Genomic DNA, 26,892 nt, shown 5'->3' on the forward strand with positions numbered 1-26,892 from the left:
CGAGGTTTTTAAAACATCAAATGTTTAATGCCTCCCAAAGAATCTCCACCGGATGCTTCGCTTTCCGACCCGTTCCATCGGCAATTTGATGACGGCAAGAAGTACCCGGCGCAGCGATGAATGTATCCGCTTCTGCTTTTCTCACCGCAGGAAACAGCACCAACTCCCCAATCTGCTGTGAAACGTCAAAGTGCTCTGCCTCATAGCCAAAGCTACCAGCCATCCCACAGCAACCACTTGGTATCGTTTCTACACTATAGTTGACGGGAAGCGAAAGTATTTTTTGCGTCCAAGTCAACGAAGAAAGTGCCTTCTGATGGCAATGCCCATGTAGCTTGATCTTTTGTGATTTGGAGGTAAATGACTCGGCTTTGATATTTCCAGCGGCCACTTCCTGACCGAGAAACTCGTCGATCAGCTTGACGTGAAACTTGAGTTTCTTGGCAGCAGGCACTAATTCAGGGCTAACAATTCTCGGGTATTCATCCCGGAAACTTAAAATCGCAGATGGCTCCAAACCAATCAACGGTGTATTGCCATCGATCAATTTCTCGAAAGTTCGGACGTTTGCTTCTGCATGTTTTTTGGCTTTCTTCAACAATCCCTTAGAAAGTGCCGATCGCCCGCTTTCCTCATGATCAACCACTTTGACTTCGTAACCGAGTTTTTTCAAAAGAGAAATCGCCTTGATGCCGATTTGCGTATCGTTATGGTTGGTGAATTCATCCACGAAAAAGTACACCGACTTGATTGTTTTTGCAGGACCAGCTAGGGATGCATAGTTCTTTTTGTACCACTTTCTCAGACTGGTCGGACTGATTTCAGGTAGATTTCGGCTTGGGGCCACGTTTAATACGGATTTCATCAGGCCGCCTGTCACCGAATTGCTCAAGAAAAAATTAGCGATTCCGGGCACCTTAGCTCCTAATTCATTCAGTTCATTGATATAGGCAAAAGCCCTGGAGCGAAGTGGAACCCCATTGGTTTTTTGATACTGGTAGAGAAATTCCGCCTTCATGCTCGCCATATCCACGCCCGAAGGACACTCTGCTGTGCAGCCCTTGCAACTTAAGCAAAGGTCCATCGCTTCTTTGATCTCGGTATGGTCGAAGGCATTTTCGGTCTTATCCAAAGTCAAAAACTCCCGCAGGGTATTGGCCCGACCACGAACGGTATCTCGCTCATTTCGAGTCGCCATAAAGCTCGGACACATCGTCCCTCCCGAACCCGGTAGCTTGCGACAATCACCCGAACCGTTACATTTCTCCGCCAAGCGTAGAATGCCTCCATCAGCAGAATAATCAAACACCGTCTTGTGCTCGGGAGTGACCATTCCAGGCTCATAGCGCAGGAACTTATTCATTGGCGCAGCATCCACAATTTTGCCTGGATTGAAGATGTTTTTTGGGTCCCAGTTGTATTTGATTCGACGGAAAAGTTCGTAGTTCTTTTCTCCCACCATTAATGGAATAAAAGCCGCTCGCACTCGTCCGTCTCCATGCTCGCCGGACAGCGAACCCTGATATTTCTTCACCAACTTGGCCGAAGCCAAAGAAATCTGATAAAACTCCTCGACATCCTCGGCCTTTTTCAGGTCCAAAATCGGACGCATGTGGATCTCTCCTGCACCTGCGTGGGCATAGTGAACCGGATTTTGGTTGAAACCTTTCAGAATCTCATCCAACTCATCAATGTAATCCGCCAAGTCCTCGATATCCACGGCAGTATCTTCAATACAAGCTACCGCTTTGGGGTCGCCTGGAATATTTCCCAGAAGCCCCAAACCAGCTGCGCGAAGTGCCCAAGCAGAGGCCACACGGGCGGGCTCAATGATCGGATAGGCATAACCATAGCCACCTGCTTTCAGATCAGCGACGAGTGCCTCCCCTTTGGCCATGGCCTCTTCCAGCGTTTTTCCCCGAAACTCGATCATCAAAATCGCCTTGGGATCACCCTCAACGAAGTAGCGGTTTTTGGAGTATTCGATGCTTTCCTTGGTGCAGTCCAGGATGATTTTATCCATCAGTTCTACTGCAGTCGCCGGATGCTTCATAGCGACTTGGGCGGATTTCATGCTTTCGTGGATGCTCTCAAAATGTGCCGCTACCACGATTTCCACAGGATCAGGAAGTGGATCGAGACTGATTTTGATTTCGGTGGTAAAGGCCAAAGTCCCCTCCGAACCTGCCAGCAACTTACAGAAGTTGAATTTTTCTTTGCCTTCGAAAAGCTCAGCTTTGAGCAATTCATCTACTGCATAACCTGTATTTCGGCGGTGGATGGACTTTTTGGGGAATTGGGCATGGATTTCTTCTCTGATTTCAGGGTTATTGAGCTCGTCGAAAACCTGTCGGTAGATTGTTCCCTCCAGATCTTTTTGTCCGCACTTCCGGTCAAACTCGTCCTGCGAAATCTCTCCGAAAATGACCTTTTTCCCATCACTTAAAATGGTATTCAAGGAAATAACCTTGTCCCGAGTGACGCCATAAACGATTGAAGTCGTGCCTGAAGAATTATTCCCAACCATCCCTCCGATCATCGCCCGATTGGCAGTGGAAGTGATGGGGCTGAAAAATAAGCCATGAGGCTTAAGGTATCGGTTCAACTCATCTCGAACGACTCCAGGTTGTACCCGAACCCAGCGTTCTTCTGGATTGAATTCCAGGATTTGAGTGAAATGCTTGGAAACGTCCACCACGATTCCATTTCCCACACATTGTCCGGCTAGTGAAGTACCTGCGGTTCGGGGGATCAGGGACGTACCATGCTCGGTAGCAAAGTAAATGAGTTTTTGGATATCGGATTCGGACTTAGGAAAAGCGACTGCCAAGGGCATCTCTCTATAGACAGATGCATCGGTGGCGTACAGGGTCCGGGTGAGTCGGTCAAACTGCAAACTACCCTCCAATTGGGTGGCCAGTTTTTCTAAATGAGGTACTAGGTTAGGTTGGTCTGAAAGCATAGAGTAAAAATACAGATCGGAAATAAATTAATTGTGGTAATAATAGCTTAATGAAAAACTTGTTCCCCAAAGTTTTTCAACTATCCTAAAAGTACAATTGAAAATAGAACCCTAACTTAGTGAATCATGGGAGCAATAATTTCTGGAGTCATTTTTTTGGTAATTGGGCTGACTGTTCGAGTTTATCCAAATATTCTTGCAGGCTACAATAATCTGTCTCAAAAAGAGCAAGAAAATGCTGAAAAAAATAGGCTGCCATTTTTCGGCTTCATTTTATTTACGGCTATGGGTATCATCGCCATTCTTGCCTATGCCTTTTCTATTTGGTTGGAAAATCCAACCCTGAGCTCAAAAACAACCTTGATCGTTACTTTGGTTGGCGCAGTGATCGCCGTGGTTGGTGGTAATTATTTAAAAAATAACAGAATCAACTAATTTCAACCTTGATTTTCTGCCGAGAAGCTGAATAAAACACCTTTCCAACCCTTTGGATGTGTTCTTTGAGGTTTTCATTATTGATCTCCTTCCAAACCTGAAGATCGACTGTCAAGGGAAAATCACTCGAATTAACCTCCATCCAGATTTCACCTAAGGTTTTTCGATCTATCTCATCAAAAATTACCAAATCCAAATCACTGCGCACGGTGTAGGTTCCTTTGGCACGTGAACCATAGACTTTTACCTCAGAAATGGCTGGGTAATTCCTAAAAATCTCGAGAAGGATTTGGAAAGATTTATCAGATAGTCCAAAAGTTTCCATTAGTGAATTTCTGAAAGTTTTTTTGCCAGTGAGGCTAACAAAGGTGTATAAACAGACTGGATATCAGGAATAACCGATTCAAAGGTTTCCAGATCATAACTATGAATTAGTAAGTTCCGATCATTGATCATTTCCAGCCAAACCTCAATTTGATCAATGTACTTAGCCTGAAAGGCTTCCTTTACGACCACTTTGGGAGAAATACGATCCAAAATCAAGCCATCAGACTCCATTTTATCTTTCAGCGTCTTCCAACCTAACTCTAACGTATATTCAAATCGCTGGACAATCCCCTCTTTTTCTAATTGAGAAAGTTCGTCCAAATCCATTGATTCTACTTCCACAAGGAGATTTACTGCCTTGAGGAAATTATCCAAACGCTGAATCCAACGAATATCCTTTTCCATAAACTCCTGAATTGATTGTTCAATTTACCACAATTACTTAGAGAGAAAAATCAATGACCAAACGGCCAACACTATTTAGGGAAGGTCAATTATCAATGACCAAACTCAATGATCAATGATCAAGTTTGCCAAACCCTTGATAATTGAAAATTGAGTTTGAAAATTCCACCCTTCCCGCGTTTATTTGCCCAAAACCTAAGTCCTAATGTTTTTCTACCTCTCCCAGTTTCTGAGTTTCTTGGCGATGCCGCTGACGATTGTACTGATTTTAATTGTCAGTGGAGCGGTTTTTATCAGAAGAAAATGGGGTAAAAAGTTGCTGTGGGCAGGAATCGGACTTCTACTCTTTTTCACCAATCCCTTCCTTTCCAATTTAGCTTTATTGGCTTGGGAACCTGATTTCAAGTCTTTCGAAGAAATAGAAAATCACGAAATCGGCATTGTCCTCACCGGAGTTACCAATCTGAGTAAAACCGCATATGACCGCACCTTTTTCAACAAAGGTGCAGACCGGATCACCCATGCCCTCCAACTCTACCGCATGGGCAAAATCAAAAAGATCCTGATCACAGGAGGCACGGGCCTGAATCCCGTCAATCCACAGACCGAGGCAGAAGTTTTGAAGCGATTTTTACTGATGACTGGAATGCCTGAGTCGGATATTTTGATTGAGAATCAGAGTAAAAACACCGCCCAAAACGCCCAGTTCTCCCGTGATTTTTTAGAGAAAAACGGAATCTCCACCGATCAGGAATTTGTATTGGTCACCTCGGCTTTTCACATGAAAAGGGCAAAGGGATGCTTTGACAAAGTGGGATTGAAAACAGTCACTTTTCCTGTGGATTATTATTCCCATGAGGTCAAATACGATATTCCGGCATTGATATTCCCTGATGCAGATTCAATTTCCTATTGGCATAAATTGGTCAAAGAGTGGATTGGAATAACGATTTATACCTTGGTGGGGTATATGTAAACTTGATCAGAAATGAATTTTAAATCTCTTTAGTGGAAATACCTTGAGGCGAATGGCTGCCTACCCTTTTTCGATTAAGCCAAATGATTACACTGGAAAACTGTAGATGTTTTTTCTTTTGTTCTTCCAAATCCATAACTTACATGATATCAATATGATATGAAAAATTTAGTTTCTCTATTGTTGATTTTTTGGACCGGGATCCACTTGATTCAGGCCCAAGTCCCTCAGGGATTAAAAGAGAAAGAAGACAAGGATAAATTTCAGTTGCAGGAGATTTCTCTCAAATCCCCATTTACTCTTGATCATGAATTTCACTTCAATAAGAAGTTTTATTTCACAGCCAAAACCTCCGAAGTGCAGGTGAATTCCTATTTCTATCTCAATACGAAAAACGGTCTGTTTGGAATCGACAAGGATCTGGCCGAGCAGCTCAAACAGCTAAAGGGATCGGACCTTTTCAATGAAATGGACTTTGCGATAGAGTTGGAAACGGGCGAGTTTTTCACCTACACTACCCGACAGCGGACTGCAGATAAAATTGCCATGATTACTTACGAGATGCTTTCCTACCTGCCAGACTATTTGGAAGGAATAAGCGAACCGGAATTTTTTAAGGATTACATGGAGCGGGACGGGAATAAAACCTACGTAGGAGACAAGTCCCAGTTTCCGTCCGAAAGCTTTCAGGGAGTCAATTTGGAAGCCAGTGGACACATGCTGGCCTGGTTTTCCAAAAACACCGACTTCCAGATGAATCCCGAAAACCGCAAACTGATCCTGAGTCCTTTTGGGATTGGTTATGTCTTTTTTGAGAATCAAACCTACCTGATCACCGGGTGGGAAAGCGACGACTACGTCAGCAGGCTAGAAAAAATCGAAGATGTCAATTTCACCTTCAAAGGGAAGGAGTATACGCCTCTTCAGGAGAAGATTGAAGTAAAAATCGTAGAATCCGAAGAAAAAATGGATGCCGCACGGGCAAAAGAACAAGATGCTTTGGCAAGGCAAGAAGCTGATGCGCGACAAAGATTGGCCGCAGCATCACCCGAGGGAAACAGTGTACGTAGAGCCCAAATCGATGTGGAGATCGTAGAAATCAAAAAGCAAATCCTGGAAAAACGAAAAATATTGGAGGAGAAAACCATTAGCAAAGCGAAAGAAATCAGCAAAAAACAGGGCTCCTTGGAATCAGCAAAAAAAAGTGTAGAGGAGATGTTTGAGGGAAATGAGTTTGTCGAAATTCAAAAACTGGAGCTCAAAGAAAGCATCCTAAAAGATGAAAAAGCACTTTTGGGCAATTCGCTGGATTCAAAAGAACGGGATGCAAAACAAAAATCCATCGACTGCCAGAAAAGGCTCTTGGTGATCTTTGAAGGAATCTATGACAAATTCACTGAAATCGACCGACAATATGGAGCTGACCTCCAACAGGTTTTTCTCAAAAAAATGAATGTGTACAATCAAGAATTGACCCCGATTATGGCCAATCCCTGTGGAAACTAAGCCAAAAGAGTAGTCTGAATCGAATCTCTGAGTTTAGGATCGACCTTTACCTCATCTGCAAATTCTCTCCAACGTCGAATGGCAGATTTCACCTGATCTATTTTTTCTCCCGGCTTCCGGATATTCATCTTTCGGGCCACTTCCAGAAAATCAGCCTCTGAGATTTGATCCCGTTTACCGTTGACTTGGAGCGACTGGGAACTCACCCAGATACTTCCAGGTCGATAGGCAAAGCAAATATCAAAGGCCGGAGAAAGCGACCATTTTCCGCTTTGATCCATCAAAAAAGCAAAGTTTTTGGTATGGTCATCACAGTTGCGGGCAAGGACATTAAATACCATCCTAATAAATAGCTGCTCGGCTTCCGGGTAAGTCAGCCGCAACATCCGCATGGTCTCAAAGATCTGCTCGTAGCTATAGACTCCCACCTGATTGAAATCAAAATGCCGCAAGCCGCAGAGACTTTGCATGTGAATCTTAACCCCATCGTCTGTACGGTCAAATCGCTTGGTCATGAAGTGTGCTCGACCATTTTCTTCTAAAATCCGGGATTCATTCATCTGGATTCCTGCCTCCAAGGCCATGAGATAATAGGCCATCTCTACCCGGCCATAGCCCAAGGAAGCACCAAACTGACTGTCCGTCACTCCGTCAAACTTAATCAGCCAATGTGAGAACCCTGCCGGAGCTTCTACCTGACCGCTTTTGACTTCACCTGTTTCTGGATTGTAAGCAATCACAGCCTTGGCACGGGCTCCGCCTGCAGAGGTTCCAATCTTCAGAATATCTGCCAGCGCAGCTTCTTCCTCTTTGGTAAGATCAGTGTGAAAGTCTTCCCTAGAATCCAGAATTTTATTGGCAATCCCCACCAGACTGTCGATCTCCAAATTGGATGCAGTACGGGCTTCGCTTCGCAAAGAGGGTTTAATCTCAAGAGCTCCGACTCCCCTTTTCCCGATGAAACAGAGTAACTCTACAGGATTAAGGCTATCGGTTGGGCGTCCATTCTGCACGAGCCAAGCATTGATGAGCTGGTTTCCGTATTTGTCGGGAAGCATATCTGCCAAAAGTCCCGGCAGACCTCTGAACGTATCATATCCATCATTTCTTCCACGGCGAATGTCTGGGAAAGCATGAAGCTTCTTCCCTTGACTGAGTGGCATAGTGACAGGTGCAATGTCCCATCCCGAACGCAAAAATCCGGAATCAAACTCAAAACTTGCCAATTGCAGCTCTTGATCCCAAAGCACCGCGCCGGCAAGGCTATTCCAGATCCAAACTTCAGCTGCTACTACCATTCTAGCGGAGGAATAGGATCTTCGGCAGCCATATCAGAATGCCTCACTCGCTGCCGCTCGTACTTCTTTTGGAGCTTGATGTAATCCAATGGCCGAATCTGCTGCCTGACCTCAAACACTTCCAATACCTGAAGCTCATTCAAGACCCGCAACACCTGAATCAAGGTGATGAGATTAACCTTCTCTCCCCGCTCCAAGAGACTCAAAGTGGATCGGCTAATCCCCGCATCAGTAGAAAGCTCTCCCTGGGTCTTATTCAGATCCATCCGCTTCTTCTTGACAAAATCTCCAATCATCTGGAGAATGGCCGTATCTGATAATTGAGTAATATTCATGACTTATAATTCATTCATTAAATCCAAAATTAAGATTTAATGAATGAAAAATCAATCTTTATTGAAATTTATTTGCTTGGGAAAAAGATTCAAGAAGCAAGACATTTAGAAGTAAGAGATTAAAAATAAGATTTCTAGGAAAAGCTTGATTTGATTTTTTTAATCAAAAATCTGGTTATCCGATTTTCTAACAGTAGATCAAAATGGCCTCGACACTTCGACAAGCTCATTGACCGGGCTCGGCCACCGGATTTAAAGTTATTTAAAGGATGGGAGGAAAATGCGGCTGCACGGCATTTTCCTCCCATCCCCAAAAACCAAAACTAACGGGATACCGAAAGACGGTTGGTGAGCTGGCCGAACCAAGCCGAGGTGAAACTTAATAAAATTTGGCCATTGGTAGAATTACAGATAATCATTATTAAAAAAATTTAATGAACTATTTATCATTCATTATGTATTAAATATTGATTTAATGATTGACTTATGATTCTTTAAAAACATCAAAATAGGTTGTCTGAATACTTGCTACTAAACATCAATAGCTTCAGTTAATTCTTGTGATTCTAATCTTGACACTCACTAGATACTAAATTCTCCTCTTGCTTCTTGTATCTCGTCTCTTGCTATGACTTGATACTTATGTCTAATATCATAATACTAATAAAAATCTACTCCACTTCCACTCCCATTTCCATCCCTTCTCCTCAAGCAAAATTGGATGATAGGCCATTGCAGCTTTTGCAGAAGGCGCACTAAAAAAGCGCTGGTCATCCGTCAAAACAGCTATCTGCTGGTCTTCTTCATCAGTGAAAACCAAATCCATCACCGCAGAAGGAATTTGAGCAGAAAACTGACGGTCAGCTTTCAATAGTCGATTTTTCAAACTCCAATCAATTTCGAAACCACCTATCGCTGCCTCGGGGATACCACTGGATCTGGCTTCACTTTGAAGCCTAGCCCATACCAAAAATTCACGAAGCAAAGACAAACCTGGATTATTCAACTGACCGGGACGGAAATCCTCAGGTTTGACCGAACTGATCACATGCATCATCTTTCGGGCTCTTGTGATGGCCACGTTCAGCCGGTTTTCAGCTCCGGATTTACCGAGCAGCCCAAAGTTGGTGATCAACTTTCCTTCCCTATTAGCAGCATACCCCAAAGAAAGAATCACCTGATCAAACTCGTCTCCTTGGACATTTTCAATATTTCTGACTTTGATTTTATCCGTATGAATACCTGATTTCCATAGTTTTTCACGAATCAGCTCCATCTGGAAATAATTGCCCGTCACTATCCCCACAGAATCCGAAGGACAATTTTCCAGAATCTCTCCCGCTTGAACTACCACAGCCTCTGCTTCAGCTTTGTTCATTTGATTTTCCCAGATTCCTTCGATTTTTTGCCAGGTAAAACAAGGCTTTCCGGCCCTTGCTGTCCGATAATCTGGCAAGGTCTCCAGTTTGTTCGCGTAAAAACTTGAATTGGAAAAATGAATCAATGCCGGGTCAGCAGAACGGTAATGTCCTCTGAGTTGGATTTTCTCGAAGAAATGTCCTGCCAGTTCCAAAAGTGACTCAGCTTCATATTCGACACCTTCTTCTTCAGATTCCCACTTCACCTGATAAAAGTCTGTCGGCCTGAGCTGTTTGGAATCCCCAGCCACCACCACCTGCTTGCCTCGAAGCATTGCCGGCAGTCCTCGCTCCACAGGACACTGGGAAGCCTCGTCAAAAATCACCAAATCAAAGGTTTGAATCAGCGGAAACAAGGCAGAAACAGTCTCCGGACTGGCCAACCAACAAGGCAAAAGCCTAAACACCTCTGTTCCCAACTCAGCAGCCAACTTTCGCACGGTCCAGCGCTGCCGCTTTTTACTCACCTGATGCAAGAGCTCCCGATAGGTCAGGCGATTACCAAGCCGATTGAACTCCATAGGGAGACAAATCTGCTCCCGTAATCGGAGCAAGGCTGCGTGTCTGGCGATTCGGCGCTTTTCAAGGATTGCCCACTTGAGCTCGTCCATCTCTTGTTCCAAGGTCAAAGAACCCATTTCACTCAACACCGGGTACTGTCGCTCGATCTCAGCAATCCAAGTCAGCCTCCACCCATTCCAAAACGCAGATTGAACCTCCTCAAAGTCAGACTCAGGATAGGTATGCGCCACTTGCTGCCCAAGCTCCCTGAATCTCCAGCTATCCAAAAACTGATCAAATCCCTTCAATTCAGTGAAAATGCTAGGCCAATTCAGCGAATTGATTGGAAAAACAGCTTGCAATCCATTTTGAATAAGTTGGAGAAATTGCTCCTCAACCAACCAAATTCGGGAGGAAACCAAGTCCAGAGAAATTCCATCCATCCAATCTTTCAGCTCTTTCAATGCGGATCGAAATTCAGGGAACGAGAGGCTTTGCCAATTCCGCAACTGATGGATTTCTTGTAGCCCGTCCCAACTTTCTTTCCAGGCCATTAAACGGTCTACCAGCACCAAATCTTCGGTAAAAATGCCTGTGGATTTAATAAACGTAGAGATAGGATATCGCTCCGATTGAGCATTCAGCTGGAGTTTTGACTCGCATTCCAGTTTGATTTTCAGCAAATTCTTTCCCTCAAAAGCTAAATTATTATTAGCCAAAGTTTGAAAAACCAATGGAAATTTTGACTTGGAAAATTTGGCCTGCAGCTTTCCCAAAAAGCGTTGCGAAAGCGGAATAAGCACCTCCAATTCCTTGCTCAAGCTTTCTAAATCAGCACTTAATTCCAATTCCCAATGCCGGGAAATCTCCACCGCCTCAGCCAGAAAGTTGCGGATTTTGGATAGTGTTTTTTGCTCTTTGGGATGGAAAATAAAACCAAAATCCTGCTCAGGATTAGGCAGCTGAATTAGTGCTAACTGAAGTTTTTGAACCTGATTTAAAAATTCAGGATGAGTCCAGACCGCCTTGAGAAATCCCCCGGGATTTTTTTCAAAAAACCACTTTGGAAGCTGCTTGCAGTGATTTTCCAATCGAACTAGCACTTCTGAAATTTGCACAAAATCTTTTGCTTCAACCGATGAAAAGGAGATTCGCTTTTCCCAGAAGCGTTCTTTCTGAAAGCGATTCCTGTAACCAAAGAAAACCTTCAAATCCTGTTCAAACTTTTTGGCATTTTGGAAATCCAATTGAAGCAGCGCCACATCCGAGTAAGCTAGCCGATTTAAATTTGCCTCGAGGTACATTGCTTTTATGGGTATACCTGCAGGCTTTTCATCAAAAAGTGCCTTACGAACTTCCTCAAACTTGCCTGAAAGCCTGGCAATCGTACCAGAAACTTGGGAAATCTCCCGCTCCAACTGAATGGAATCAATTCCCCTATTTTGCTCCTGATAGAACTCGATCGATTCGATTTGCTTTTTGATTTTCTCAAAAAGAGTCCGATGATCCGCCCGATAGTCATGCACCAATGCCAAAAAATCCCCAAATCCGGCATTATCCAACCGCTCAAAAACCACGTCCAATGCTGCCCTTTTTTGTGAAACCACAAGTACTTTTTTGCCTCTGGCGATAAAATCCGAAACCAGATTGGCTATCAATTGTGACTTTCCTGTACCGGGAGGACCTTCTACGACCAGACTTTTTCCCTGACGCACCTCCAGCAGGGCATGTTCCTGAGAAGCATCCAGAGGAAAGATGGGGAAAAGCTGTTCTTCCCTTGGAATCGCTCCCTTTTCACCTAATGCAAAAAACCGCTCAAACAAAGCCTCCAGCGAGTCTGAGTCCTGAAAGGCGGTTAGTTCCTCATATTCCCTGAAGAGGAAATTTCCATTTTGGACAAATTGCCCCAAAACTGCATAGGTCTTGAGACTGATTTTCCCGTCTTGAAATCGAGCCTGATCCAAGCTAATCTGTGAAGAAGGAAAAGGTGATACCTGATCCTCATAAATGGAAGAACTCAATTGAATTTGGAAGTTTTCTTCTAAAATTCGATTCAATTGGATACGGAACTCAAGGGGATCAAGTGAAAGGCTTTCCAATTCCTCTTGAAGCTTTTCTTCATCACTTTCTTTGTGATAAGCGTGTCGGTAGGCGAGTAAAAATGCAGGATTCCACTGCCATGCATCCTCAACACCCATCCACCAAAAACCTTTTTCCCGGGTCAGCTGAATCGGTACAAGCAAAATCGGTGCTCGCAGTACTTGGCCATTGATCAGTTTGCCTTCTACGAAAGGCCACGCCAGATACAAGCTTTGGCTCCCTGTTTCTTCTTGGGCCAATTGAGCTCTGAAAGCCAAACGTGCCAGTTGTTTGGAAAGCTGATTGGTCTCACCCATTCGGGGATCTACCTCGGCAATCAATTGAATTTGCTTTTTCCCTTGGATTACACTTTGGAGAATTTCAAAATTCGGTTTGCCATTTAAAAACTCAAATTCCCTCAAATCGATCTTTCCAGTTCCATCCAGTTTTGGCAAATAAAGCGATCTATTCCTGGAGGAAAGATCAGTCAGCCGATTGATATAGTTCTGAAAGACCGATTCGCCCATTTACTTCAAGGGTGAATCTTTCTCTTTGGCCATCTCCCGATAGACAAGGCCATCCATATAGCCTGGAATCCATTTGTTCAAAAAAACCGCAAGTTTGCCTTGTGTGGTGAGAACGAGGTCTCGCTTTCGCTTCAGGGTTGCTTTTAGGATTTCCTCTGCGACCTGTTCTGCAGTCATCATTTTACCTTCGTCGCGTGGAGATTCTCCTTGAGTATGTCCATCGGCGGTCAGGGCATTGTTGCGGATATTAGAGGCAGTAAATCCGGGTGCGACGACCAGGATATGTACTCCTTGCTTCATTACCTCCGTACGAAGAGATTCAAAAAAACCATTCATGGCATATTTACTCGCGGTATACGCAGTCCGGGCTGGGGTGCCGCGGAAACCATTGATAGAAGAAATGCCGATGATCGAGCCTTGGGATTTAAGAATAGCTGGAAGACAAAACTTAGTCAAGCTCACTGTGCCCCAGAAGTTGGTCTCCATTACCTTTCGAAAAACCTCCAAATCCAAGTCCTGGAAAAGAGCCCGCATGGAAATCCCCGCATTGTTGATCAGGACATCAATTCTACCAAAGTGGGAAATGGTCTTCTCCGCCACCAGTTGATTATCGGCTTCAGATGCCGCATCAGCCAAAATGGCTAAAACTTCAATTCCCTGATTTTTGAGCAGGTTTGAACTCAGGTCAAGTTTGGATTGATTTCTTCCTGTGATGACGATTTTGGCACCTTGCTTTCCAAAAGTAACTGCGCAGGCCTCTCCGATTCCCGAAGTGGCCCCAGTGACGATCACAACTTTATCTTTGAACTTCATGGGTCTATTTTCGAGGGTAAAGATAGAAAATTGAAAACTTATTGACTGGAAAAAAGGGGTTTCTATTAAAATACAAGTTGGAGGATTTTAAATCCTGGGACGCAGACTTCCCTTTTTTCCCTAATTTTGCGGCCATGTCGCGAAAAATGAAAAACAAGGTCGTCACCAACCTGCTGATCGAGCGAATCGCTTCCGAAGGTAAGTGTGTAGGCCTCCACGAGGGAAAGGTGGTTTTTGTAGCCAATGTCGCACCCGGTGACGTGGTCGATGTACGGATCACCAAAGGGAAAAGCTCCTTCATGGAAGGCGAGGCCATTCATTTCCATGAATATTCCAAAGACCGAATCGAACCGTTTTGCTCACATTTTGGCACCTGCGGTGGGTGCAAATGGCAGCATATCCACTACGATCTACAAAAGAACTACAAGCGGCAGCAAGTCGTGGATCAGTTTCAGCGGATCGCCAAAGTTCCGATACCAGAGGTGATGCCCATTTTGGGTTCGGCCAAAACCCAGTACTACCGCAACAAACTTGATTTCACATTCTCAAATAAAAAGTGGCTCACGCTGGATCAGATTCGATCTGAAGAAGATTTTGACCGAAATGCTCTTGGGTTCCACATCCCAAAGATGTTTGACAAAATCATCGACATCGAGCACTGCTACCTGCAGGGAGGGCTTTCGAATGCCATTCGAAACGAACTGAGAGTCTTTGCACTTGGAAACAACCTAAGCTTCTACGATATCCGGGCCAATGCCGGTTTGCTGAGAAACCTCATCATCCGCACCACCACGACCAATCAGACCATGGTCATCGTGCAGTTTGGAGAAAATGACCCCGAGTCAATTCAGTTGGTGATGGAGTTTTTGAAGGGGAAATTTCCTGAAATCTCCTCCCTGCTCTACGTCATCAATACCAAAGGAAACGAAACTTACAATGATTTGGAGCTGGTGACTTTTTCAGGGCAACCCTACATCGAGGAAGAAATGGAAGGATTGAAATTCCGAATCGGACCCAAATCATTCTACCAGACCAACTTGGAGCAAGCCTACGAACTATACAAGGTGGCGCGGGACTTTGCCGATCTGCAGGGGGACGAAGTGGTCTATGACCTTTACACCGGGACCGGAACCATCGCCAATTTCGTCGCAAAAAAGGCCAAACAGGTCATCGGTGTGGAATATGTCGAAGCCGCAATCGAAGATGCCAAGCTCAATTCCCAACTAAACGGAATAAATAATACGCTCTTCTATGCCGGGGACATGAAGGATATCCTCAATGAAGAATTCATTGCAAACCATGCCGCTCCCGATGTCATCATCACCGATCCTCCGAGAGCAGGTATGGATGAAAAAGTGGTGGAAATGCTCCTCAGACTTGAAGCGCCTAAAATCGTCTACGTCTCTTGCAACCCGGCGACTCAAGCTCGGGATTTAGCGCTCCTCGGTGAGAAATATCAAGTCGAAAAGGTCCAGCCTGTGGATATGTTCCCACAAACCTATCATGTCGAAAATGTGGTACGCTTAACGCTAAAAAAATGATTTCAGACTTCAATGATCCCGAACTGAGTGGAAAGTATTTGGGTACGATCACCAGTGATTTTGTGAAAATATCTGACGTCCTCAAAGAGGCTTCATACCAAATCCGCTCCAGGGGATTTTCGGAATATCCGATTTTCCCCATCTCCAAAGACATGCAGCCGATCGGAAAGATCTTTATTGGAAAAGCTGAAAAAGACCTCGACTGGAACTACTTCATCACCTACGTCGATGAATTTGTCCAGCGAACTTTAATTGCTGAAGAGGCCTTGGAAGACTTCAAAAAAGCCTACAAAGATCCAGATGAATTCTGTTGTCTTTTCGTCATGGATGGGGCATTTACCTCTTTCGTGTACATTCCGTATCCCAATGACTGATTACAAAAAGGAGCTTTACCGATTATTTAGGTATCGCTCCTTTTTTTATTGAAGATCAATTTTTTAAATAGGATAGCTTAAAGAAAATTTTGGAGAAAAATCCTGCTTTATTCAAAAAAAAACCAATCTTATACCTTCATAAATCAACCCGAACTTTAAAGCCTTTGACTTCCAATATTCTGATCCAAGTAGAAAAAGCTACCGTCCAGTATCTCGGCAAAGCCACTTTTCAGCAGTTAAATTTTACTTGGGAAAAAGGACAACACTGGGCCATCACAGCAGACTCCGGTCTCGAACTTACCGCATTTCTTGAGACACTGCTTGGTACGACTCACCTACCCGATGGACATGTAGTCAGGCCATTTTCGGAGGACTATATCCGGACCAAAACAGAACAGGGAAGCGTCAATAGCTTCCGGGACTTGATCGCATATGTGTCCCAGCAGTATCGATTCAGGAACAAATCCAATCTTCAAAACTTTTACTTTCAGCAGCGATTCAACAGTGCAGAATCTGAGCAAGCTGCAACCGTCCGTGAATATTTGGAGGAAAATTCCCCCCAGATTCCAGGTCCTTGGAGTTTGGAAAGGGTTGCAGAATTACTCCGCCTAAATACGCTCCTGGACTCATCGATTCTTAAGCTTTCCAATGGAGAAACACGGCGATTGGCACTTGCCTTAGGATTACTTCGTCAGCCTAAAATCTTTCTCATGGACCAGCCGATGACAGGATTAGATCAGGAAAGCCGGGCTGCCTTTGGAGATTTTCTCCAGGCGATTATTAGGGAAGAAATCCACGTGCTGATCACCACTTCATCCAGGGAAATCCCAGCAGGAATAACTCACCTTGCCTACCTAAATTCTATTGGGATTGGCAATACTTGGACATCTGAATTTTTTCCTGAAGTCCATGGAGGATTGGCTCCACCTTCTTGGGACTGGAACTTGCTGAAAACCTTTCTTCCAAAAAATAAGGAAAACAAAGGGCCGATCGTTCAGCTGCGTGATGTCACCATTCAATACGGTGATAAACGGATCCTAAACCAGCTCAATTGGGAAATTAAAGATGGTGAGCGCTGGCTATTGAAAGGACCAAACGGATCGGGAAAATCGACGCTAATCAGCTTACTTATCGGAGAAAACCCACAAGCTTATTCGCAGCATATTGTGCTTTTTGGCAGAAAAAGAGGAAGCGGTGAAAGCATCTGGGATGTAAAGCGCCCGATAGGATTCGTGGCACCTGAGCTGACCAGATTTTTCCCAAGCAACCAAACCTGCCGTAAGGTGGTCCTTTCGGGATTCTTTGATACGATGGGATTATTCAAAAAAACCACTCCTGACCAAGAGTCAAAAGCCGATCAATGGCTTGGGTTATTTCAGCTAGAAGAAGTCAAAGACCAGCCGATCTCCAGACTTTCCCTAGGCCAACAGCGATGGACGCTTTTGGCTAGGGCACTGATTAAAGCACCAAGTCTGTTGATTTTGGATGAAGCTTCCCAAGGGCTAGACGATTTACAGCGTGCACTTTTTAAATTAACCATCGAAAAAATCTGCGAAAGCACCTCAATGGCTATAGTCTTTGTGAGTCACTATGCCAGTGACATACCGGAACAGGTATCGAAAACCCTTGATTTAGGAATTTTAAAAACTGAAAAGTCCCCAAATCAATAATCTTCTCCCATCAAGCTTTTTAAAACAGATTGTTGCCATTCCAGCAAAGATTTTTCGAGGTCTTCTGCGAGTTTGGGGTAATCGGCAATGAGATTTTTCTTTTCCGCAGGATCCATTTTCACCTGGAATAACTCCCTGAAAACCGTCCCATCTTTTCTTTCGTGGATGACCAGTTTGAAGTCATTGTCCAGAATCGCCCTAGGTCCTCGATAGTCCTGCGGCAGGATGTCGGGATGATGAAAGTTTTTGAAATTCCTCGTGGCAATTCCATCCTGCAATTTTGCCAGTGGCGTAGTCCCTTCTTGCAGCTCGGGAGCAATGTAGGGTTTGGGCACTATTCCACTTTGAGTCCTGGGAGCTCCATTCCAAAATTTAATCGGTTCAGGTCTTTGCGCTATCTTTTGCGAGAAGATTGGTAAAAGATTGATTCCATCAACTGGCCTAGAAGGAATGGACTGTCCCACTATGGCGCAAAGCGTTGGAAAGACATCGGATGAAACGATATTTACATCCGTCACTGCAGGCACTGGGAACGCAGCAGGCCATTCCAAAACACTCGGAACTCGAATCCCACCTTCATAGACACTGCCCTTTTCTTCCCGAAAGGGAACAGTTGCATTTCCTTCTTTTGGGGTTCCGTTGTCCCCAAAATACCATAGGAGCGTATTTTCTCGGAGATCCTCACTTTTCAGGTAATCCCTAACCCAGCCGATCGTGCGGTCCATAGCGGTGATTTCAGCAAAGCGTTCACGCAAGACCCCCCGCTGGAGCCGATCCACTGGCTCTCCTGTCTCATTGGAAGTCAAGCGGACAGTCTTATTTGCAAAATCAAGGGGTAAATCATCGTACAAGGCCAAGTCTTTTGGCAATGCGCTATAGGGTTCATGTGGCGAGCCAAACCAAATGACAACGAAAAAAGGTTTGCCTGCCTCCTTCGCTTTTTCCATAAATGCCAAAGCTTCCCGTACAATAACCTCTGATCCCTCTCCTTTGAATACTTCGGGGCTAGCTCCATTTCGAGAAAGCACGGGATTCATTTCAAAAAAATTATCGTGTGAAAGCCATTCCTCAAACCCCATTGCACCAGGATTGGTAGGTGATTCGGCTTTGACTGGCCCCAAGTGCCATTTTCCAAAGTGGGCAGTGGCATAGCCTGCATTTTTCAACAATTGAGCAATACTGACCTCCTCAGGTCGAATGGAGAATCCCGGAGTGAAGGTTCCGTAGCGATTTGGATGCCTTCCTGTAAGGATGCTCCCCCGAGTGGGAGAACATACCGGAGAGGCTGAGTAAAACCGATTCATCCGAATGCCCTGAGCTGCCATTTCATCCAGCACAGGAGTTTTGAGATAAGGATGACCGTTGTAGCCTGTTTCATCCCATCCATGATCGTCACCCAGCAGAAGAATGACATTGGGTAAATCACTTTGAGCATCCGATTGCCATGCCAAGGCAACTGAGCCAGAAAGCAACAGGATGAAAATCGAAACTAATGATAGGCGTAGCAAGGATGGATTCATCAACCAAAATTGAATGCAGGTTAAATATCAAGTAAGTTACTTTTGGCCCAGATTCCAAACCAAATAATATCTTCCAAAAACCGAAATCATCGAATAGTCACTTTGCTAACGCAAAGATTTTGGTTTACTTACATCTCCCAAAAGGGAATCCATTTCATGAAAAATAGGCGTGATTTTCTTAAAAAATTCTCTGTCGGACTAGCTGCACCAGGTCTGTTTGGATTTGCTCCGCACCGAACTATCCAGAAGAACCTGCAAATAGATCACACCTTGCAAGGAGAACCTTTTTGGGATCAAATCAGAGGGAGTTTTCCTCTATCCAAAGACCGAATTTATCTAAACAATGGAACATTTGGCCCTGCTCCTTTCCCCGTCCAAAGAGCCATGGAAGAGTCGCTCCTTCAAATCAATACCACTGGAGAATATGGTAGCACACAGCCAGAACGAGAGAAGCTGGCTGCCTTTTTGGGAATTAAAACGGAAGAGCTTTCCCTGACACATAACACCACAGAAGGAATCAATATCATGGCATGGGGAATTGCGCTCAATCCAGGAGACGAAGTGATTCTCACTACGCATGACCACGTAGGCAATGCGCTTCCTTGGCTCAATCGGGCCAAACTCCATGGAATAGTTCTGAAACCTTTTACTCCTGCTTCGACCCAAGCTGAAAATCTTGACCGGATCAAAAGCTTGGTTTCACCCAAAACCAAAGTCATTGCCATACCGCATGTGACCTGTACCACTGGACTGGTTTTTCCTGTGAAAGACATAGCCGAATATGCCCGAAATCAAGGCATCCTGACGGCAATAGACGGAGCACATGGCGCTGGCTGTCTTGATCTGAACTTGGATGCGTTGGGGTGTGACTTCTATGCTGGTTGCTGTCACAAGTGGCTTTTGGGACCAAGTGGCACAGGATTTCTCTATGTCAGGGAAGCGATGCTGGACCGACTTCAGCCATTTCATGTCGGCGGAGGAAGTGATTCCGGTTGGGATCTATTTTCAAATCCACCTGTAATGCTAGGCTATGCAGCTTCAGCGCATCGATTTGACTACGGAACGCAAAGTACCACATTGATGAAAGGAGTGTCGGCAGCTATTGCATTTCATGATGAAATCGGCACTGGAAAAGTAGAATCTCGAATTCGTGAATTGAACCACTATTTGTACGAAGGACTCTCCCAATTCAAAAATCAGCTGGAAATCCTTAGCCCTAAGGAGGACGCATCCCGTATTTGTATGGTTTCTTTCCGACCCAAGGCTATTTCCTTCCAAGAAGTCGGAACTAACCTTGCAAAGTCGGGATTCCGAATCCGGCAAGTACCGGAAGGTCAAGTCGACGCCATTCGCATATCCACGCATATTTACAATTCAAAGCATGAAATCGATCTTCTAGTCGAAGCACTTCCAAATGCACTGGGTTAGTTTTACTTCTTTCTTGCTTGCTTGGCCTGAACCTCCAAGAATCTGAACTGGGCTATCGCAACGATCAAATCAAGAGGCAAAGGCTTATTATGCGGGAATTGAATGGCTCCTTTGCTAGTTTGATATTCTTCTAGTTCATTTTTGAATTCAGCTACACCACTGTTGGTTGGATAAAATCCGATGTGATTCTTTGCGACAGCATAATAGACCAATACTTCAGAGGTCTTGAATGCGGGCATATGGTAGCTGATCACTTCCTTGGCCTCTGGAAGCTCATTTTTAAGCGTAACTCTGATTAGTTCGAGTCGCTCACGGATTTCCCCTGTAAACCAACTTAAGTACTGGTCAACAGACTCTGGCTTTGGATTCATCATTGTATAAAAAATTGGAGGTGAGAAAATTACTTGCTACTTCCAGAAACAGGAATCCATCGGACACTCAGATCCGGATCAGCCATATCCTTGTCCAAAGGATACATCGGACGGATGATCCGCTTGTGTCCCAATCGATCCAGATCCTGATCCACACCACCTGGCGTCTGAGCCATGATCCAATCTCCACGCATGTCATATAATTCGGGCACCAAATAGCCGATCTTTACCACTACTATAGCGGCTTCCCTTGGATTCAAGCCCAAATCTGTAAAGTCCTTTTCATGATGGTAGGGCTTTCTTTTTTGGGTGACTATCACCCGTACGGAACCGACCTTGATCACCACTTCAATTCCAGCATCTCTGTCACCTTCTTTGATGGCTTCCACAGTTCCTGAAAGCATCACTGGGGGAGCGAATCGGTTATCCACTGCAGCTCCAGCTTCACCAGAAACTTTCCCGCCTACTCCTGCCGCAATAGCTTTCGCCACCAATTCAGGTCCGGGAATTGACGCATAGATTAATTCAGGTCCATCTTCGGATTTGAACTCGGGACGCTTCAGGATCTCGTGCAAGGTCCAAGTCACATCGCCTGCGCCTCCTGCGGTGGGATTATCACCCATATCAGAAATCATGAAAGGCTTTTTTTCACTGACCAAAGCCATGTTCAAACTTTCCTCCAATGTCGCCACAGGAGCGACAAACTCAAATTCGGACCGCACATCCCAAAAGCTTTTGGCTAAGTATTCCGCAGCTTCTTTCACTTTTGATTCATCATCTCCGGTGACCATGACCACAGCATGATTCCTTGGTTCATCCGCCCAAGCGTAGCCAATCCAAATCGCAGCATCGATGACTCCTTCTTCTTTGGTCGCTGGATCCACTTTGGCATAAAGTCCCTTTCCAGGCTCAATTCTGGTACTTGTCTTTTCTCCGGGAAGCAATATTGGAACAGGGATCCAAGCCTTGTAGGCAGGTTTTCCTTTTCCACTTTCCAATCGAACCAAAAGGTTTTCAACAGCCCGCTTTTTGGATTCCAAAGCATCTTCATGTGGCGCCATTCTATAGCAGGTGATCAGGTCTGAATTCTCTGCAAGCACCTTAGAAACATTTCCATGCAAATCCATTGAGGTAGAAATCACGGTCTCATATCCCACCACTTCCCTTACCCGCTGGATAAAATCTCCTTCGGGATCATCCAATCCCACCACACTCATAGCACCGTGGATGTCAAAGAAAAGTCCATCATACGGAAGGTTGGCCTTTAGCCGATCCAAGGTCTGGGTGACCAGCGATTCATATGCTTCACGGGTCACAATACCACCTGGCAAGGCATGTGCCCGCAAGGTAGGAATCCATTCGGCACGCTTTCTATCCACTGAGTCCTCAGCCAAAAAGGGATAAAACGAAAATACATCCTCATCGACCCGCGCTTTGAATGCTTCTTCATGGGTCAAAGCTGGCGAAAAGGTACTTGATTCGATCGCCAAACCTGCGATTGCAATCCTTGGAAGTTTGTTTTCGGATTCTTTTTCCGCGCAGCGAAAAAATAAAACACAGACCAAAAGGAGGAGAATTAGCTTTTTCATGAAAGAATGTTTTGGACCGTGAATTAACTCAGAAAAATGTGTGAACCAAATTCACTGGTGGAATTTCAGGATTAAACACAAAAGTGAATTCCAGTTTAAAAAATTCAGACCGTTTGGAATCCCCTACCTCAATCTCTAATTTCCGATTCAAATTATCCCCAAATGAATAAGTCAACAGAAATAACCCTTGCACAGGCACAAGCTCAAGTCGATCAGTGGATCAAAACAGTCGGGGTCCGGTATTTCAATGAACTTACCAACATGACCATTTTGATGGAAGAAGTAGGCGAATTAGCCCGCATTATGTCCCGCACCTATGGCGAGCAATCTTTCAAAGAGTCGGACAAAGGGAAAGATCTTGGTGATGAACTAGCGGACGTACTTTGGGTTTTGATTTGCCTTGCCAATCAGACCGGAGTGGATTTAACTCAAGCTTTGCAGAAGAACTTCGAAAAGAAGAATATCCGCGATCTCGACAGGCACAAAAACAATGAGAAACTGAAATAAAAAGCCCAATCCAGGGATGGGCTTTTCTAGTTTAGGGTAATAAAACAACTTAACCTTCCTTGAGCATGAAATAAAGTTCATCCTTTAACCGAAGCCTATTTATCCTCAATTGGTTGGCGGTCTCATCGGAGGCAGGTTCTGCATCAGATTCGATACGATAGATCTCGTGATCCACTTCATCATAGGCTTCAAACAGCTTTTTGAAATGCTCATTTTCTGCCTTCAATTCATGGATTTTAGCTTCAAACTCAGGAAACTCCTCGGTTAGCGGATGCTTTTTAAACATGATTTCTTATGGGTTTTGTCTTGATACAAGTTTAGCCCCGACTCCCCTAATAAATCATGACAAAGGTCACATAGGATCAGGATTAAAGTCTTCCAATTGGGAAATAGGGAATGAAAGGTTCACCGGATTTCAAGGTGATTAAATCAAGCAAGCATGATTTAAAGGAGTAGGAAAATCCTCGATTGAAACATTTCCACCGACCTTTGATCAGCTTCAGGTGCTAGGCTCGTACATTACAATATGCTTCAATTTGCAAAGTGTTCAGTCTTGCTTTTTCTGATTTTGGGAAAAATCACTAATTCCGCATTTGCACAAGATGATTCCACTCTGAAACAACAGAAAGCTGTTTTCATCCTTCCTTTGGCGTATTATACTCCGGAAACTCGCTGGGTATTCGGAGTGGGAGGAGCAACAAATTTCAATCTAGGGAATCCGACAGAAACCTATGAAAGTCAATCAGTTTTTGGCGTTGCATATTCTTTGCGAAGGCAATTCTTGAGCTATGTGAATTGGAGAATTTTTACCGATCAAAACAAAAATCTGTTTTCAGGCGAAGTTGGCTGGTATGATTACTTGTACTTTTTCTATGGAATTGGAAATGAGGTAAATGAATCGGATTCTGAAACATATGATGCAAAATTCCCAAGACTTCGATTTGATTTTGCCAAGCAAATAGCTCCTTCAAGATATCTTGGCGTCAAGACAGTTTTGGACCACTTTAGCTTTTCAGGTTTTGATCCTGATGGAAAGCTCGCAAATGAGGATTATATCGGAAAAGATGGCGGATGGAATGTCGGACTCGGCCCAGCATTCATTTTTGATTCAAGGGACAACCCAATTTACCCTAATTCAGGATGGTTTTCGGAAACTTACCTGATGCGATTTGGAAAGCCATTTGGAGGAGATTATTCCTATTGGGAAATCGGGGGCGACCTGAGACACTACAAATCGCTTTCTCAAACTGTAATCTGGGCAAATCAGATCGCGACAAAATTCACAACTGGAGAAACACCTTTTTTTGCATTGCCATTAGTGGGTGGAAATCGCTCTTTAAGAGGGCTTTTTGAGGGAAAATACAGAGATAACAATCTGGCTTTTATTCAATCAGAAATTAGAAAAAGCATCGGGAACCGATGGGGTTTGGTTGGTTTTGCCGGAGTTGGGAATGTTTTTTCAAATCTCAATTCCCTAGCTGACCGTGCAAAAATAACCTATGGAGCAGGTGGGAGATTCCGACTTTCAAAAGCCAAAAAGTTGAATTTGAGGCTGGATTTGGCGCATTCTCCAAATGAGGGGATGCAGTTTTATTTTACGTTTGGGGAAGCATTTTAGGAAGGAAGAAATTTGAAGTGAAAAAGATGAAAGTAGGCAGTCACAGTGGGCAGTAGGCAAGACCAAAAGTCAAAAGTATAAAATCAGAAATCTGAAAGGCAGTCGTAAGTGATTGCCTTTTTTTATTAATAAAGCTCACAGCTAGTTCAGAGAAGAAAAAATCCGCGTAGTTCAGCGACTTTTTCAGCGCAGATCAGCGGGATAATTCCAGCCTTCAGTCATAGTAGGCAGTTTTGGAAAATTAAGAACGCAGAAGTGAGAAAGCTGAAAGTAGGCAGTCTCAGTGGGCAGTTTTCAGGAAAAGTAAGAAAGTTGAAGTTTGAAGGATGAGAAAAAAGATACTACTAAACTTTCACCAAAAACCCTCTTTCATCCAATTTCACCACAATCTCATACAAATCAAGTGTCAGACAGAAGTCAATGTCCCGCTCGATTCCATGATTTTGCAATCGCTTGGCATGGGATGCTTGAGACAAAAATCCTTTGAGATTATGGCCGACTTTTTCAAAAAGTGTCCCCATAGCCAATGCACCGTCTTCACTTGATGTGTGCGTGGATTCCAGGGACTTCACCAATGCTCCCGCATACAGGGAATCCTCTAGATTGAAATGACCTTTCCAGCCCGCACAATGGATGAGGACATCCTTGTCCTGCGTTTGAATATAAGAAACAGTGGCCTGAAGATTTGGAAAAGCTCCGATCAGAATCTCTTCGGCTGTACGAGATTTTTCAATGGCTTGGGTTCCGTTAGTTGTGGTCATGGCGAGTTTGCGACCGGCATACGTTCCATCCAAGTAGGCTACCGGAGAGTTTCCCATTTCGAATCCGGGAGCTGTAAGTCCATTTCGCTCCCCTCCGATCAAAAATCCCTTCTCCTTCATCACCCTGCAAGCTTCCAGATCGGCAAATGGAAGAATCTCCACCACTCCATTCGCCAAAGCAGCTACCATCGTGGAAGTGGCGCGAAAGATATCGACCACGACCACGATTTTGCTTTCAAGATCAAAGAGATGAATTAACTCAGGACTGAAGCAGACTTCAACTTTTCTCATGCTTAAGCTTTCAGAAGCGGAAGTTTTTCAACCTGTGCTTTCAGGTTCTTAGTTCTGACTTGGATATAAATCTCGGTTCCAGGTTTGCTGAATTCCGTTTTCACATACCCCATTCCTATACCTACACCCATGCTTGGAGACTGAGTTCCGGAAGTCACCTCGCCTATTACTTCTCCTGCAGCATCGACGATCGAGTAATGTCCTCTTGGAATTCCTCTTTCCTGCATGATAAAACCCACCAATTTGCGGGAGACACCTTCTTCTTTCTGTTTCTTAAGCGCTTCAGAATTGGTGAAGTCTTTGGTGAACTTGGTGATCCATCCGAGGCCTGCTTCAATCGGTGAAGTGGTATCGTTGATATCATTGCCATAGAGGCAATACCCCATTTCCATTCTGAGCGTATCGCGTGCACCCAAACCGATAGGCTTGATGTCAAAATCTTTTCCAGCTTCAAAAATCGCGTTCCATACATGTGCTGCGTCTGCATTTTTCACATAAATCTCAAATCCTCCAGCGCCAGTATAACCCGTACCTGAAATGATCACATCCTGAACTCCGGCAAATTCTCCAACGGTAAAATGATAGAACTTCACTTCGGCAAGATTCACAGGAGTCAAGGACTGAACAGCCTCGATAGCTTTTGGTCCTTGCACTGCAAAAAGTGAATAGTCATCGGAGACATTGGTCAATTTGGCTCCCATGGTGTTGTACTTGTTGACCCAAGCCCAATCCTTGGCAATATTGGAAGCATTGACCACGAGCATGTATTTTTCTTCGTCAAATTTATAGACGATCAAATCATCCACAATTCCGCCTGTTTCATTGGGAAAGCAGGAATACTGAGCCTGACCGATCACCAGTTTTGACGCGTCGTTCGAAGTTACTTTTTGGATCAAAGTAAGCGCCTCCGGTCCTTCCACAAGGAATTCACCCATGTGAGACACATCAAATACCCCTACTCCATTGCGGACACAAAGGTGTTCTTCATTGTCGGAACTGTAGCGCACGGGCATATAGAATCCGGCAAAAGGCACCATTTTGCCACCAAGGGCTACGTGCAGGTCATTCAGAGGTACGTTTTTGATTTGCTCTTCCATTTAGGGTGTTTTTTTTATCGTGGGCAAAGGTAAGGATTGACAGGAATTAAGGTAAAGGGATTTTTGGATTTTTGACTGGTGGAGGAAAGGATGTGACGCCTTGATCTCTTGCTGTCTTTAAACAAAAAAAGCAGCGTTTCGGCTGCTTTTTTATGCGTTATTTTTCGAGATAGGGATTATACGGAGAAGCTTTCTCCACATCCACACGTTCGGCTGGCGTTAGGATTTACAAACTGGAATCCTTTGCCGTTCAGCCCATCAGAGAATTCAAGTACCGTACCGGCGAGGTACAGTAAACTTTTTCGATCTACGAGGATTTTGACGCCTTTGTCTTCAAAGACATGGTCTGAATCCACCACAGTGGCATCAAAACCCAAGTCATACATCAAACCGGAACAACCTCCACCTTTGACCGAAACTCGGATATTTTCATTTTCGGACCGGCCTTCCTCTTTTTTGAGTTCTAGAATCCGCTCTTTGGCTTTGTCTGAAACGATGATCATATTTTTATACTTTTACTTTAGCTATACTATAGGAATGCAT

23 protein-coding genes are annotated in these 26,892 nt (G+C 44.4%); 9 read left to right on the forward strand and 14 right to left on the reverse strand.

Annotation, left to right across the window (positions count from 1 at the left end; genetic code table 11):
* Nucleotides 1-16: 16 nt before the first annotated feature.
* On the reverse strand, nucleotides 17-2,962 hold the full coding sequence (locus DK188_RS08000) for an FAD-binding and (Fe-S)-binding domain-containing protein (protein WP_111670302.1): 2,946 nt from the start codon (nucleotides 2,960-2,962) through the stop codon (nucleotides 17-19).
* 126 nt (nucleotides 2,963-3,088) lie between these two features.
* On the opposite strand from DK188_RS08000, the gene DK188_RS08005 reads away from it, so the two are divergent.
* A complete protein-coding gene (locus DK188_RS08005; RefSeq protein ID WP_111670303.1) occupies nucleotides 3,089-3,397 on the forward strand; it encodes a DUF3784 domain-containing protein in 309 nt (102 codons plus the stop codon).
* Here DK188_RS08005 and DK188_RS08010 read toward each other — a convergent pair.
* Both DK188_RS08010 and DK188_RS08015 read right to left on the reverse strand, forming a co-directional pair.
* Nucleotides 3,390-3,722 carry a nucleotidyltransferase domain-containing protein gene (locus tag DK188_RS08010; RefSeq protein ID WP_111670304.1) on the reverse strand — a complete coding sequence of 111 codons (333 nt, stop codon included), beginning with the start codon at nucleotides 3,720-3,722 and terminating at the stop codon, nucleotides 3,390-3,392. The genes DK188_RS08005 and DK188_RS08010 overlap by 8 nt on opposite strands.
* Nucleotides 3,722-4,129: a nucleotidyltransferase substrate binding protein gene (locus tag DK188_RS08015; protein WP_111670305.1), complete on the reverse strand. Its 408-nt coding sequence runs from the start codon at nucleotides 4,127-4,129 to the stop codon at nucleotides 3,722-3,724. The genes DK188_RS08010 and DK188_RS08015 overlap by 1 nt, the downstream gene beginning before the upstream one ends.
* 205 nt (nucleotides 4,130-4,334) lie before the next feature.
* Between DK188_RS08015 and DK188_RS08020 the strand changes: the two genes are divergently transcribed.
* Nucleotides 4,335-5,105 (forward strand): YdcF family protein, encoded by a 771-nt coding sequence (locus tag DK188_RS08020; RefSeq protein ID WP_111670306.1) that lies wholly within the window; start codon nucleotides 4,335-4,337, stop codon nucleotides 5,103-5,105.
* 159 nt (nucleotides 5,106-5,264) lie between these two features.
* A complete protein-coding gene (locus DK188_RS08025) occupies nucleotides 5,265-6,611 on the forward strand; it encodes a cell envelope integrity protein TolA (protein WP_111670307.1) in 1,347 nt (448 codons plus the stop codon).
* Here the strand turns inward: DK188_RS08025 and DK188_RS08030 are convergent.
* The 4 genes from DK188_RS08030 to DK188_RS08045 form a co-directional block, all read right to left on the reverse strand.
* Nucleotides 6,608-7,909: a type II toxin-antitoxin system HipA family toxin gene (locus tag DK188_RS08030; protein WP_111670308.1), complete on the reverse strand. Its 1,302-nt coding sequence runs from the start codon at nucleotides 7,907-7,909 to the stop codon at nucleotides 6,608-6,610. The genes DK188_RS08025 and DK188_RS08030 overlap by 4 nt on opposite strands.
* Complete coding sequence (locus DK188_RS08035) at nucleotides 7,903-8,244, reverse strand: helix-turn-helix domain-containing protein (protein ID WP_111670309.1); 342 nt, start codon at nucleotides 8,242-8,244, stop codon at nucleotides 7,903-7,905. The genes DK188_RS08030 and DK188_RS08035 overlap by 7 nt, the downstream gene beginning before the upstream one ends.
* A gap of 652 nt (nucleotides 8,245-8,896) precedes the next feature.
* A complete protein-coding gene (locus DK188_RS08040) occupies nucleotides 8,897-12,769 on the reverse strand; it encodes an AAA domain-containing protein (protein WP_111670310.1) in 3,873 nt (1,290 codons plus the stop codon).
* Nucleotides 12,770-13,582 carry an SDR family oxidoreductase gene (locus DK188_RS08045; protein WP_111670311.1) on the reverse strand — a complete coding sequence of 271 codons (813 nt, stop codon included), beginning with the start codon at nucleotides 13,580-13,582 and terminating at the stop codon, nucleotides 12,770-12,772.
* A gap of 134 nt (nucleotides 13,583-13,716) precedes the next feature.
* Between DK188_RS08045 and rlmD the strand changes: the two genes are divergently transcribed.
* From rlmD to DK188_RS08060, 3 genes are all read left to right on the forward strand, one after another.
* Nucleotides 13,717-15,123: a 23S rRNA (uracil(1939)-C(5))-methyltransferase RlmD gene (gene rlmD / locus DK188_RS08050; protein WP_111670604.1), complete on the forward strand. Its 1,407-nt coding sequence runs from the start codon at nucleotides 13,717-13,719 to the stop codon at nucleotides 15,121-15,123.
* Nucleotides 15,120-15,497, forward strand: coding sequence for a hypothetical protein (locus tag DK188_RS08055; protein ID WP_111670312.1), 378 nt, complete (start codon nucleotides 15,120-15,122; stop codon nucleotides 15,495-15,497). Before rlmD ends, DK188_RS08055 begins: the two co-directional genes overlap by 4 nt.
* Nucleotides 15,498-15,661: 164 nt before the next feature.
* Entirely contained in the window at nucleotides 15,662-17,167 is a 1,506-nt protein-coding gene (locus DK188_RS08060; RefSeq protein ID WP_111670605.1) for an ATP-binding cassette domain-containing protein, read from the forward strand.
* Here the strand turns inward: DK188_RS08060 and DK188_RS08065 are convergent.
* Nucleotides 17,161-18,687: a sulfatase family protein gene (locus tag DK188_RS08065; RefSeq protein WP_111670313.1), complete on the reverse strand. Its 1,527-nt coding sequence runs from the start codon at nucleotides 18,685-18,687 to the stop codon at nucleotides 17,161-17,163. The genes DK188_RS08060 and DK188_RS08065 overlap by 7 nt on opposite strands.
* Nucleotides 18,688-18,843: 156 nt before the next feature.
* On the opposite strand from DK188_RS08065, the gene DK188_RS08070 reads away from it, so the two are divergent.
* Complete coding sequence (locus DK188_RS08070) at nucleotides 18,844-20,115, forward strand: aminotransferase class V-fold PLP-dependent enzyme (RefSeq protein WP_111670314.1); 1,272 nt, start codon at nucleotides 18,844-18,846, stop codon at nucleotides 20,113-20,115.
* A gap of 2 nt (nucleotides 20,116-20,117) precedes the next feature.
* Here DK188_RS08070 and DK188_RS08075 read toward each other — a convergent pair whose 3' ends face one another.
* Both DK188_RS08075 and DK188_RS08080 read right to left on the reverse strand, forming a co-directional pair.
* Nucleotides 20,118-20,489, reverse strand: a complete 372-nt coding sequence (locus DK188_RS08075; protein WP_232825689.1) for an iron chaperone — start codon at nucleotides 20,487-20,489, stop codon at nucleotides 20,118-20,120.
* A 26-nt stretch (nucleotides 20,490-20,515) separates the two neighbouring features.
* Nucleotides 20,516-22,075 (reverse strand): M81 family metallopeptidase, encoded by a 1,560-nt coding sequence (locus DK188_RS08080; protein WP_111670316.1) that lies wholly within the window; start codon nucleotides 22,073-22,075, stop codon nucleotides 20,516-20,518.
* 162 nt (nucleotides 22,076-22,237) lie between these two features.
* Here DK188_RS08080 and DK188_RS08085 point away from each other — a divergent pair, with 162 nt between their 5' ends.
* Entirely contained in the window at nucleotides 22,238-22,582 is a 345-nt protein-coding gene (locus DK188_RS08085) for a nucleotide pyrophosphohydrolase (protein WP_198672987.1), read from the forward strand.
* A gap of 49 nt (nucleotides 22,583-22,631) precedes the next feature.
* Here DK188_RS08085 and DK188_RS08090 read toward each other — a convergent pair whose 3' ends face one another.
* Nucleotides 22,632-22,868, reverse strand: a complete 237-nt coding sequence (locus DK188_RS08090; protein ID WP_111670317.1) for a YdcH family protein — start codon at nucleotides 22,866-22,868, stop codon at nucleotides 22,632-22,634.
* A 267-nt stretch (nucleotides 22,869-23,135) separates the two neighbouring features.
* Between DK188_RS08090 and DK188_RS08095 the strand changes: the two genes are divergently transcribed.
* Nucleotides 23,136-24,200: a BamA/TamA family outer membrane protein gene (locus DK188_RS08095; RefSeq protein ID WP_157963194.1), complete on the forward strand. Its 1,065-nt coding sequence runs from the start codon at nucleotides 23,136-23,138 to the stop codon at nucleotides 24,198-24,200.
* A 344-nt stretch (nucleotides 24,201-24,544) separates the two neighbouring features.
* Here DK188_RS08095 and DK188_RS08100 read toward each other — a convergent pair whose 3' ends face one another.
* From DK188_RS08100 to DK188_RS08110, 3 genes are all read right to left on the reverse strand, one after another.
* Nucleotides 24,545-25,252: a 2-phosphosulfolactate phosphatase gene (locus DK188_RS08100; RefSeq protein ID WP_111670319.1), complete on the reverse strand. Its 708-nt coding sequence runs from the start codon at nucleotides 25,250-25,252 to the stop codon at nucleotides 24,545-24,547.
* 2 nt (nucleotides 25,253-25,254) lie between these two features.
* Nucleotides 25,255-26,349 (reverse strand): glycine cleavage system aminomethyltransferase GcvT, encoded by a 1,095-nt coding sequence (gene gcvT / locus DK188_RS08105; RefSeq protein ID WP_111670320.1) that lies wholly within the window; start codon nucleotides 26,347-26,349, stop codon nucleotides 25,255-25,257.
* 176 nt (nucleotides 26,350-26,525) lie between these two features.
* A complete protein-coding gene (locus DK188_RS08110; RefSeq protein WP_111670321.1) occupies nucleotides 26,526-26,852 on the reverse strand; it encodes a HesB/IscA family protein in 327 nt (108 codons plus the stop codon).
* Nucleotides 26,853-26,892 lie beyond the last annotated feature (40 nt).

Origin of the sequence: Algoriphagus litoralis (genome assembly GCF_003259255.1) — a bacterium.
GTDB lineage: Bacteria > Bacteroidota > Bacteroidia > Cytophagales > Cyclobacteriaceae > Algoriphagus > Algoriphagus litoralis.